This window comes from Enterococcus sp. AMC1157 (assembly GCF_058216555.1).
Window position 1 is genome coordinate 581,215 of the sequence record NZ_CM177099.1, and the last position, 11,494, is coordinate 592,708.

The 11,494-nt window shown below is 35.5% G+C and carries 8 protein-coding genes and 1 riboswitch; all 8 genes read right to left on the reverse strand.

Features of this window, described 5'->3' with window-relative positions:
• Positions 1-430: 430 nt before the first annotated feature.
• Complete coding sequence (gene mgtA, locus AC4BBX_RS02885; RefSeq protein ID WP_490454969.1) at positions 431-3,022, reverse strand: magnesium-translocating P-type ATPase; 2,592 nt, start codon at positions 3,020-3,022, stop codon at positions 431-433.
• 165 nt (positions 3,023-3,187) lie between these two features.
• A riboswitch (M-box (ykoK) riboswitch) is annotated at positions 3,188-3,361 on the reverse strand.
• Positions 3,362-3,455: 94 nt separating this feature from the next.
• A complete protein-coding gene (gene wecB, locus AC4BBX_RS02890; RefSeq protein ID WP_490454970.1) occupies positions 3,456-4,562 on the reverse strand; it encodes a non-hydrolyzing UDP-N-acetylglucosamine 2-epimerase in 1,107 nt (368 codons plus the stop codon).
• Positions 4,563-4,835: 273 nt separating this feature from the next.
• A complete protein-coding gene (gene guaC, locus AC4BBX_RS02895) occupies positions 4,836-5,813 on the reverse strand; it encodes a GMP reductase (RefSeq protein WP_490455749.1) in 978 nt (325 codons plus the stop codon).
• Positions 5,814-6,000: 187 nt separating this feature from the next.
• On the reverse strand, positions 6,001-6,915 hold the full coding sequence (locus AC4BBX_RS02900; RefSeq protein ID WP_490454971.1) for an aldo/keto reductase: 915 nt from the start codon (positions 6,913-6,915) through the stop codon (positions 6,001-6,003).
• 113 nt (positions 6,916-7,028) lie between these two features.
• Positions 7,029-8,294: a phosphoribosylamine--glycine ligase gene (gene purD / locus AC4BBX_RS02905; RefSeq protein ID WP_490454972.1), complete on the reverse strand. Its 1,266-nt coding sequence runs from the start codon at positions 8,292-8,294 to the stop codon at positions 7,029-7,031.
• An 18-nt stretch (positions 8,295-8,312) separates the two neighbouring features.
• A complete protein-coding gene (purH, locus tag AC4BBX_RS02910) occupies positions 8,313-9,851 on the reverse strand; it encodes a bifunctional phosphoribosylaminoimidazolecarboxamide formyltransferase/IMP cyclohydrolase (protein WP_490454973.1) in 1,539 nt (512 codons plus the stop codon).
• 4 nt (positions 9,852-9,855) lie between these two features.
• Positions 9,856-10,437 carry a phosphoribosylglycinamide formyltransferase gene (purN, locus tag AC4BBX_RS02915; protein WP_490454974.1) on the reverse strand — a complete coding sequence of 194 codons (582 nt, stop codon included), beginning with the start codon at positions 10,435-10,437 and terminating at the stop codon, positions 9,856-9,858.
• On the reverse strand, positions 10,434-11,477 hold the full coding sequence (purM, locus tag AC4BBX_RS02920; RefSeq protein ID WP_490454975.1) for a phosphoribosylformylglycinamidine cyclo-ligase: 1,044 nt from the start codon (positions 11,475-11,477) through the stop codon (positions 10,434-10,436). The genes purN and purM overlap by 4 nt, the downstream gene beginning before the upstream one ends.
• Positions 11,478-11,494: the final 17 nt, after the last annotated feature.

Sequence of the window (11,494 nt, forward strand, 5' to 3'; positions counted from 1 at the left end):
ACTTTCCTCTCTTTGTTTAGCTTCATACTAAATTATGATTGATTGTAACAGCCATTTGTTTCTGTATCACTGTCAGAATCATTTACACTAATAAATTATCATTTTTACAAGAGAAAAACAAGTATAAAGTTTTTATTTATCCTTAATTTTTCTATCACAATCCTTAATATAATCACTTTTTTTCGTGAATAAAATCACATTCAGTTCAAACCATATTTATTCGATAAACCGTTTTCTTTATATTTCTCCCTAAATTAGTACAGGTTAATGGTATTTAAGTAACAGTTTGTTCTTTTCCAATCAAAATCCTTTATGTGAAAACAATTTCTATGTACTTCTTTCCAATTAGTAAATTTAGAGTAATTATTACAGTTTCAACAAAAAAAGAAACAGAAAAACCGTATTATACCACAGTTTTTCTGCTTTTGTTCTAAACCCATTCGTTTGTGATATGAATATACAAACGTTTTGCGATTTCTACACTAATCAAATAAATAAAGGTAATTCCAATGAACCAGATCCAGTAGTTTGTTGGAAGTGAGACAAAATCAAACCATTCTCTTACTGGCGATAATACAATTCCAACTCCTATTACTATAGCTAACAAGCTAGATAATAGGACAGGTATTGATGCAGTACTTTTGATAAAAGGTGTCTTTCTAGTTCGAACAATATGAACCACTAAGGTTTGAGTTACCAACCCAATCATAAACCAACCTGTTTGGAGTAGTGCTTGATTTTCAATTGTGTTTGCTCCAAAGACATACCACATCATTAGAAAAGTCAAAATATCAAATATACTACTTACTGGTCCAATAGATAAGGTGAATTTTAATAAGCCGCGAACTTGCCATTTAACAGGGCTAACAATTTCTTCTTGATCTACATTGTCCCAAGGAATTGTTAACTGAGCCATATCATAAATCAAATTTTGTACAAGTAATTGAATGGACAGCATTGGAAGAAATGGTAAAAATGCACTAGCAACTAAAATCGAAAATACATTCCCAAAGTTTGAGCTAATCGTAATCTTGATGTATTTCATCATATTACTAAATACTTTTCTTCCTTCTACAACACCTTTATCTAAAACATTCAAGCTTTTTTCTAATAAGATAATCGAGCTAGCATCTTTGGTAATATCCGCAGCTGTATCTACAGAAATTCCTACATCTGCAGTTCGTAAGGCAGGAGCATCATTTATTCCATCTCCCATAAAGCCAACCGTATGTCCTTTTTGTTGTAAAGCTTCTATTATACGTGATTTTTGCATTGGATTTAATTTAGCATAAAGATTGGTTGTTTCTGCTGTTTTGGCTAACTCTTGTTCAGTCATTCCGTCAATATCAACACCTAATAAGAAATTATCAACTTCTATGCCTACATCTTTACAAACTTTGGCAGCAACTACTTCATTGTCACCAGTCAACACTTTTACATTTACGCCATGCTCATGCAAAGATTGAATTGCAGTTGCTGCTGATTCTTTTGCAGGATCTAAGAAGCCCATAAAACCAATAATTGTCATATCTTTTTCATCATCGGTTGAATAAACAGCATCACGATGGGCATCTATTTTTGTTGCGACAGTCAATACACGCATTCCTTGTTCATTTAAAACACGATTAATTTTCCGCATTTGTTCCATCAATTCAGTTGTAAGAGGTTGAACTTCACCATCGATTTCAACATGTGAACAAACCTTTTCCATTTCTTCAACGGCACCTTTTGTAATCATAATTTGATGACTGTCCGCTTCAACGACCACAGTCAAACGACGACGGGAAAAATCAAATGGGATTTCATCCACCTTTTTAATCTCATTAAATGGTAGTTCTCGTTTATTTTCCTGGTAAAAATTGATAACAGCAATATCCATCAAATTTTTCCAACCTGTTTGATAGGAAGAATTAATAAAGGCCATATCCAAAACTTTTTGATTGCTTTCTCCCAAAGGATTTAAATGTTGCACCAAAACTACCCGATCCTCTGTTATCGTTCCAGTTTTATCCGTACAAAGAACATCCATACTTCCTAAATTTTGAATCGCTGGTAATTCTTTAACAATGACTTTTTCTTTAGAAAGTGACATAGCTCCTTTTGCTAGATTACTCGTCACAATCATTGGTAACATTTCTGGTGTTAGTCCAACAGCTACAGCGATTGCAAAGAAAAATGCTGAACTCCAATCCCCTTTGGTCAATCCGTTAATTAAAAAGACAATTGGAAATAAAATTAATACCATTCGTAACAATAATTTACTGATTTGCGTTAATCCTGTATCAAAGGCTGTTTTACCTCTTTGCTTCGTTGCATTTTTAGCGATATCTCCAAAGAATGTTTGTTGACCTGTTTTTAAAATAATGGCTTTTCCTTGCCCGCTCAAGACGTCCGTTCCCATAAAAATTAAATTACTCATATCTATTGTTGAGATACTGTCATGGTCATGGCTTTCTACGTTTACTATTTTCTCAACTGGCATGGATTCGCCGGTTAAAGAAGATTGATTAACAAATAAATCATTGGTCCACACTAATACGGCATCCGCTGGAATCATGTCTCCAGTAGCAAGTGTCACAATATCTCCTGGAACCACTTCATCCATTGGGATTTCCTTTGTTTCTCCATTACGTGTCACTGCACAGGTATTTTCAATCAATTCTTTTAAAGCTAGACTCGCTTTTTGTGAACGAAATTCTTGTATAAATGAAATCGTTGCACTAGCTAAAATCATGACACCCATCACAATACCCGCTTCATTATCTCTAGTTGCAAAAGAAACAACCATTAACAAAGCTAATACTAGAACAAAAGGATCCATCAACGCATGAACAAAGATCATCCAAGCAGGCGTTGGTTTTTCTGCGTCCACTTTATTCAAGCCAAACTCTTCTAAACGTTCTTTCGCATCTTCATTTGAGAGACCATTTAATGAAGTTCTTAACTCCATATATAATTCTCTCTCTGACAATAAACCTAATTTTTTTAATTCTTCTTGTTTTGCTACTGTTTTTTTCATCATATAACTTACCTCCTAGTTTTTTTGTCTAGGAGTTCTTTTTTTCTCCTAGACGGTTATTGTTTATCTGATAATAGGGACTGGGATGATCCATAAACTAACCTTCCTTTCTGTCTAGTGAGAAATAAAAAATGCCCATACTCAACAATGAGCATGGGCATACTAAGGCTTCATAGTCATCGTTGAGCTTTAGCACTATAGGGCGTAGACAAGTAAATACTTGTCAGCTGCGTTATGAATAACCTTAAACGATCATTCCTGTTATACCAAACTAAGGGTCTCTCGATCCTTTCGCGGCAGCAGCCTGTGTCCATATAGGAGCCTCACCTAACAATTATTTGTTATTTGATTTTTAAGAGAATCTAATTCGCTCTCTTAATCACTTATAATCATAAAGTTTTAAAAATGAATTGTCAACCAATTAGCTAACTGATTGTTATTTATTAGAAAAGTACTCTACCATTGCGTCCAAAATATATTCACTCGCATGACCATCACCGTAAGGGTTTTTAGCTTGTGCCATTGCATGATAAGCTGTCTCGTCAAGTAATAACTTCTTGGTTTCTTGATAAACAACTTCTTCTTCTGTCCCAATCAATTTTAATGTTCCTGCAGTCACACCTTCTGGACGTTCAGTTGTATCTCGTAAAACTAATACAGGTACTCCCAAGGATGGCGCTTCCTCTTGAACACCTCCTGAGTCACTTAAAATCAGATAGCTTCTAGCGATAAAATTATGAAAATCAACAACATCCAAAGGTTCAATTAATTGCACATTTGCTAGATCACCTAATAATCCTTGCGCTAGCTCACGTACCTTAGGATTTTTATGCATAGGAAAAACCATTTGAACTTCGGGAAATTCCTTAGCAATTTTTTGTAAAGCAGTAAAGACTTGAATCATCGGTTCTCCCAAATTTTCACGTCGATGCATGGTCACAACAATTTGTTTTTTTCCTGTAGAAACTAAATTATTATTGCTGTAATCGTCTTTCACTGTATAGGACATCGCATCAATAGCCGTATTTCCAGTAACATAAATTTGCTCAATTGGACGATTCTCTTTTAACAAATTATTTTTACTTTCTTCGGTTGGTGCAAAATACAAGTCTGTTAACACATCCGTCATTTGGCGATTGGCTTCTTCTGGAAAAGGTGAATATTTGTTCCAAGTCCGTAACCCAGCCTCTACGTGACCGATTTTTATTTGTTGATAAAATGCGGCTGTTGCAGCAGCAAAAGTTGTTGTTGTGTCACCGTGAACTAAAACAATATCTGGTTTTTCCGCTATTAATATCGGCTGCATTTCTTGTAAAACCTTAGTGGTAATATCCGTTAAGGTTTGACCGCTTGACATAATATTTAAATCATAATCTGCCTGAATATCAAAAATAGTCATTACTTGATCCAACATTTCTCGGTGTTGGGCAGTTACTACTACTTTTGAATCAAATCGAGCATCCTTTTCCAATGCTTTAACTAAAGGAGCCATTTTTATCGCTTCTGGTCTCGTTCCAAATACCGAAAATACTTTAATTGTCATAAATTTCCCTCTTCTCAACCCTACTCTTTATGATTCATTCATTATCTAATTAAATCATCTTGTATCTATTGTATCAAACCATCACTAGCTCGACTATATCATCTTCATCACTTTTGAAATGATTTAAAAACTTCAGAAAAAACCGATCTATAAAGAGCTTATCACGCAGCATAACGAATCTTAGTCATAAATTCACCTAAATTCTGTACGTTGTTCTCTTTATAAATCGGATATTCTTATTTATTGGTTATTAAAGTAAGTATCTGTAATATCTTAAATTGTATCTCCATTAAAAATAGAGTTTTTAACAATCACGTAATCTACTTTACGGATAGCTTCTAAATCTTTACCACCGGCATAAGAAATAGATGATTGTAAATCTTGCTGCATTTCATTTAAAGTGTCTTTTAATGAACCTTTGTGAGTAACCCAAATTTTCTTACCCTCTACGTTTTTCTTTTCACCTTTTTGAAATTCTGAAGCTGAACCGAAGTATTCTTTATAGAACACGCCATCTTCAACCTTAGTTTCACCTGGAGACTCCTCGTGACCAGCAAACAATGAACCAATCATGACCATCGTTGCACCAAAACGAACTGATTTTGCAATATCACCATGTGTACGGATTCCACCATCCGCAATAATTGGTTTTCTTGCTGCTTTGGCACACCATCTAAGAGCAGCTAGTTGCCAGCCCCCAGTACCAAAACCTGTCTTAATTTTGGTAATACATACTTTACCTGGTCCAATGCCGACTTTCGTTGCATCTGCTCCAGCGTTTTCCAATTCACGAACAGCTTCTGGAGTTCCCACATTTCCGGCAATCACAAAAGTTTCTGGTAAATATTTTTTGATATGTTGAATCATATTAATAACTGAATTCGAATGTCCATGAGCAATATCAATGGTAATATAATCAGGTACTACGTTTTGTACTGCTAGTTCTTCTACAAATGGATATTCATGATCTTTTACCCCAACACTAATAGAAGAAATTAAATCTCTTTCTTTCATTCTTTTGATAAAAGGAATTCTTGCGTCTTCGTCAAAGCGATGCATAATATAGAAATAACCATTCTCTGCTAAAAATTCAGCAATTTTTTCGTCAATGATTGTTTGCATATTTGCTGGTACTACAGGCATTTTAAAGCTATGTTTCCCTAAAGTAACTGTTGTATCGCATTCAGAACGACTATCCACAATACATTTATTAGGAACTAGTTGAATATCTTCGTAATCAAAAACCGTCATATCAAACATGATAAAACTCCCTCTCGAACTTCTTTTTTATTGGTACATCAAATTATTTTATGCGTGTTTTATTTTTAACGCCCTAAATAATTTAGCTGAATATTTAATAAAAAGCAACCATAATCTATCATTTTATATAAAGAAAGAAGTGAATGTTCGGTTTTAACGAACATTCACTTCTCAAATTTTAAGGTAAAATATTTCCTGCCGCCATATAAATTCGGTACCATTCTTTACGAGAAAGTTGAACTTCTGAAGCTTTCACGATTTCTTCAATTCGTTGAAGATTCATTGTTCCAGCAATTACTTGCATGTTCGCTGGATGACGTAAAATCCAAGTTGAAGCAATACCAGTTGGTGTTGTCCCATGCGTTTCAGCAATTTCAGATAGCACTTGATTTAATTCTGGGAATTTTTCGTGACCAATAAAGACCCCTTCAAAGAAACCATATTGGTAAGGTGACCAAGCTTGAATGGTCATATCATTAATGCGAGAATACTCTAAAATTTCTCCATCATGATCAAAAGAACCTGCGTCCGTCATATTTACATGAATCCCTTGGTCAACCATTCCAGTATGCATAATACCAAATTGTAATTGGTTCGCTACCAGCGGTTGTTCAACGTATTTTTTCAACAGTTCAATCTGTCCAGGTTTTTGATTACTTACTCCAAAATGTTTAACTTTCCCTTGTTTTTCAAGTTGTGAGAAAGCTTCTGCTACTTCTTCTGGTTCAACTAAAGTATCTGGACGATGCAATAATAACGCATCTAAATAATCTGTATTTAGTCTTTTTAAAATTCCATCAACAGATGTTAAGATGTGTTCCTTTGAAAAATCAAACATCTCTCCTGGTACAATACCGCATTTGGATTGAATAAATAAATCCTCACGCTTAATTTCCGTTTTAGCTAAAGCATCTGCAAAAATTGTTTCGCATGCTCCTCGACCATAAATATCTGCGTGATCAAAAAAAGTAATGCCGTTATCGACCGCAGTTTCAATTACTTTGACTGGATCTTCTGCATTATTGATTCTCATACAACCTAAAATTACGCTTGGGACTTCAATTCCTGTCGTACCAAATTGAACGTTTTTCATGTTTAGATTCCTCCCTTTCGACTTCTTCCATTTTAACACAACTTACTGAAAACGCTACAGACAGAATAAAATAAAGGTACGACCTGTTAATGACACGTCGTACCTTTATTTTATTATAATTCTAAGCTATTTAGTGCTTTATAACCAATATCATTTCGATAAAATAGTTTTGACAATTCCACGGAATCTAGAAAACGATAAACATTTTCTTTTGCTTCCAATAAATCACTTCCCTGCCCTTGAACAAGAAAGACTCTTCCTCCGTTACTAAGCAAATTCTTGGAATCTTCTGAAACTCCGGCATAAAAAATTTGGACCTGTTTATCAGAAAGCTCTGGAATAGCAACATTTTTTACATAGTCTTTTGGATAACCTTCTGCCGCTACTACCACACCTAGAGTTGAAAGATCATTCCATAGCAATTCCGGGTCTTTGTGGGCTAATAAATTCGTGATGGCTTTGGCTAAACTACTTTCCAATCGAGGCAAGACCACTTGAGTTTCTGGATCGCCAAAGCGGGCGTTAAATTCAATCACTTTTGGACCTGTTTCAGTTGCAATCAAACCTGCATATAAAACACCTGTAAAAGGTAACCCTCTTTTTACCATTCCTTTGGCAGCTGGTATCAATACCTCTTGAAAAGCCTGTTCAATCATTCCTTCAGAAATTTGAGGCACAGGAGAATAGGCACCCATACCACCAGTATTTGGTCCTTGATCACCATCAAAAGCTCGTTTATGATCTTGCGAGATCACCATCGGATAAACTTGTTCACCGTCAACGAAAGCTAAAAATGAGAACTCTTCTCCCGCTAAAAATTCCTCAATAACCACTTTTGAACCACTCGAACCAAACTTATTACCTTCTAACATATCTTCTAATGCTTCAAAAGCTGTTTCAATTGTTTCGGCAACGACTACACCCTTACCAGCAGCTAAACCATCCGCTTTAATTACAATGGGTACTCCTTTTTCAAGGACATACTCTTTTGCCATCTGTAGTTCATCAAAACTTTTAAAATCCGCTGTTGGAATTTGATTATCAATCATCAAAATTTTTGCAAATTCTTTCGAACCTTCAATCATTGCTGCTTGGCGAGATGGGCCAAATATTTTTAAGCCCTCTTTTTTGAAGTCATCGACAATCCCATTGATTAGCGGAACTTCCGGCCCTACAAATGTCCAATCAACTTGTTGTTCTTTGACAAAAGCAATTAATTGCTGATGATTATCTTCTTCAATATCGATCACTTGAATCCCATCTCGTTTCATTCCAGGATTTCCTTTTGCACAAAAAACAGTTGAGACGTTAGTGTCTTCTAGAAGCTTTTTACAAATGGCGTGCTCTCTTCCACCACTGCCAATCACTAATAATTTCATTTATTCGCTCCTTATGAATTAATGTCTAAAATGACGTACATTTGTGAAGAGCATCGTTACGCCGTATTCATCTGCCATATCAATTGATTCTTGATCTTTGATACTTCCTCCAGGTTGAATAATTGCTTTAATGCCATTTTTAGCAGCATACTCTACACTGTCACTCATTGGGAAAAAGGCATCACTAGCTAAAACTGCACCTTGTAATTTACCACTATCCTTTGCTTGTTCAATGGCAATTTTTACTGAACCTACTCGATTCATCTGACCAGCACCAATCCCAACCGTTTGATTTTGATTTGCCAGTAAAATAGCATTGGATTTAACGTGTTTAACTGCTTTCCATGCAAAATCTAACATTTTCAATTCTTCAGAGCTTGGTTGTCGTTTCGTTACTACTTGCCAATCAGTCGGATTTTCAGTCACAGTATCTTGAGTTTGAACTAATAAACCACCTAGAACTGACACAACTTCTGAATCTTGATTTTCGGTTGTTGAAAAATCTAATGTTAACAAACGAACATTTTTCTTCTTTGTTAAGAGTGATAGAGCTTCTTCTGAGAAAGCAGGGGCAATGATAATTTCTAAGAACAATTGATGCATTTTTTCTGCTGTTGCTAAATCAACTTCACGATTTAAAACGACAACTCCACCAAAAATAGAAACTGGATCAGCTTCGTAAGCAGCTACATAGGCATCAAAAATTGTTTCACCCATCCCAATTCCACAAGGATTCATGTGTTTTAAAGCGACAACGGTGGGTTCTGTATATTCTCTAGCGATTCTAATCGCCGCATCCGCATCACGAATATTATTATAGGATAATTCTTTGCCATGAAGCTGTTTAGCAGAGGCAATTGAATAAGACTTTGGCAAACTATCACTATAGAAAGCCGCTGATTGATGACTATTTTCCCCATATCTTAAAGTCTGTTTTAATTCATAACTTAAAGTTAACTTTTCAGGAATCTCTTCAGTCAATTCCGTTAAATAGGTAGCAATTAAAGCATCGTAACTAGCAGTATGACGAAAGACTTTTGCAGCTAATTTTTTACGAGTTGTTAACGTAGTTTCACCATTAGTTGATAGTTCATCTAACACTGGTTGATAGTCAATTGGATCAACAACTACTGTAACAGAAGCGAAGTTTTTAGCAGCCGAACGTAACATACTAGGCCCACCGATATCAATATTTTCAATTGCTTCTTCTTCAGAAATATTTTCTTTTTGAATCGTTTCTTTAAACGGATACAAGTTAACAACTACAAAATCAATCGGATGAATCTCATGCTGTGTCATCGCATCCATATGAGAAGTCAAATCACGACGGCCCAAAAGACCTCCATGAATCTTAGGATGTAGTGTTTTAACACGACCATCCATCATTTCAGGAAATCCTGTCACTTCTTCAATCGCAAGAGTTGGAATCCCAGCATTTTCTAAGGCTTTTTTCGTACCGCCAGTTGAAATAATTTCAATTCCATTGGCTACTAAATTTTTAGCAAAATCTTCAATTCCTGTTTTATCCGATACACTGATTAAGGCTCTTTTTGTCATTTCTCTACTCCTCATTAGTTAATAGTTTTTTTACAATATCTCCAATAACTTTAGGATACACTACATGCTCTAATTGGTGAATTTTTTCTTCCCATTCTTCTACTGTTTTTGAAGAAGAAACGTCTACAGTTGCTTGCATAATAATTGGTCCAGTATCCACTCCTTCATCAATGTAATGAATCGTAATACCAGTCACTTTCACTCCATAATCGTAAGCCTCCTGAATTCCATGTAAGCCTGGAAAGCTCGGCAATAATGAGGGATGAATATTGATCATTCGTTTCGGGAAAGCTTTTAGTAATGTTGGACCAATAATTCTCATATAGCCCGCTAAAATAATTAAGTCAATTTGATGTTCTAAAAACAAGTCTTTTAAAGCTCTCTCATAGTCGGCTTTTGAAAGAAAATCCTTTGGTGAAAATTGAACACTAGGAACATTTAATTTTTGACTTCGCTCTAAAACATAGGCTTTTTTTTGATCGCAGAATAACAAAGCTATATCACCTTGTATCCCTCCTTGATTAGCTGCTTGAACAATCGCCTCAAAATTACTTCCATTTCCAGATGCCATCACTGCAATTCTCATGATTTTTCCTCTTTAATATGGATAGGTTGATCAACACGATTTGTCACATGGCCAATCAGATAACTTTCCTCATTTTTAGTAGCTAAAATTTCTTGTACTTCTTCTAGATTCTCTGGAGATACTGCTAAAACCATCCCGATTCCCATATTAAAAATTTCAAACATTTCTTCAGAAGGAATTTCTCCATAGGTTTCGAGTGTTGAAAAAACCGGTAGAACTGGCCAGGTTCCTTGATTAATTTCTACCGCCAAATCATCAGATAACATTCTAGGAATATTTTCTACAAAGCCACCTCCGGTAATATGTGCAATGCCATTAACTAGCTCTTTTTTTATCAAAGGTAATAAAGCAGAAACATAGATTTTAGTAGGTATTAATAACTCTTCTTTTAGAGAACGTGTTAGTCCTTGAGGTTGATCGGACAAATCAAATGAATGTTTGTCAAAAAAGATTTTTCGAACCAAGGAATAGCCATTTGAGTGAATGCCTGAAGAAGGAAGTCCAATCAAAAGATCAGCTTCTTTTATTTTGTCTCCAGTAATTAATTGTTTTTTTTCAGCTATCCCTACAGCAAAACCAGCTAAATCATAGTCATTTTCTCCATACATTCCGGGCATCTCAGCTGTTTCACCACCAATTAAAGCAGCGCCTGCTTGTAAGCAACCCTCTGCAACGCCGGCAACTACGTTTTCCAATCGTTCTGGGATATTTTTACCTGTGGCAATATAATCTAAGAAATATAAAGGCTCCGCTCCTTGAGCGACAATGTCATTGACACACATTGCTACACAATCAATACCAATCGTTTCATGGCTATCTGCTTGAATAGCAACAAGTAATTTTGTCCCGACTCCATCAGTTCCAGAGACCAAAACAGGTTCTTTCACATCAAGCACGCTTAAATCAAAACAACCGCCAAAGCCACCTAAAGCACTCATTACTCCCAGCCGTTCTGTTTTTTCGACATGTTTTTTAATACGTTCGACTACTTCATAACCTGCTTCAACGTCAACTCCGGCTTTTGCATATGCGTTTCCCACTTTAATCTCTCCCTTTT

Coding starts and splice junctions, on each gene's coding strand:
- mgtA (WP_490454969.1), bottom strand. CDS start 3,022: ATGATGAAAAAAACAGTAGCAAAACAAGAAGAATTAAAAAAATTAGGT.
- wecB (WP_490454970.1), bottom strand. CDS start 4,562: ATGACAATTAAAGTATTTTCGGTATTTGGAACGAGACCAGAAGCGATA.
- guaC (WP_490455749.1), bottom strand. CDS start 5,813: ATGACGGTTTTTGATTACGAAGATATTCAACTAGTTCCTAATAAATGT.
- AC4BBX_RS02900 (WP_490454971.1), bottom strand. CDS start 6,915: ATGAAAAACGTTCAATTTGGTACGACAGGAATTGAAGTCCCAAGCGTA.
- purD (WP_490454972.1), bottom strand. CDS start 8,294: ATGAAATTATTAGTGATTGGCAGTGGTGGAAGAGAGCACGCCATTTGT.
- purH (WP_490454973.1), bottom strand. CDS start 9,851: ATGACAAAAAGAGCCTTAATCAGTGTATCGGATAAAACAGGAATTGAA.
- purN (WP_490454974.1), bottom strand. CDS start 10,437: ATGAGAATTGCAGTGATGGCATCTGGAAATGGAAGTAATTTTGAGGCG.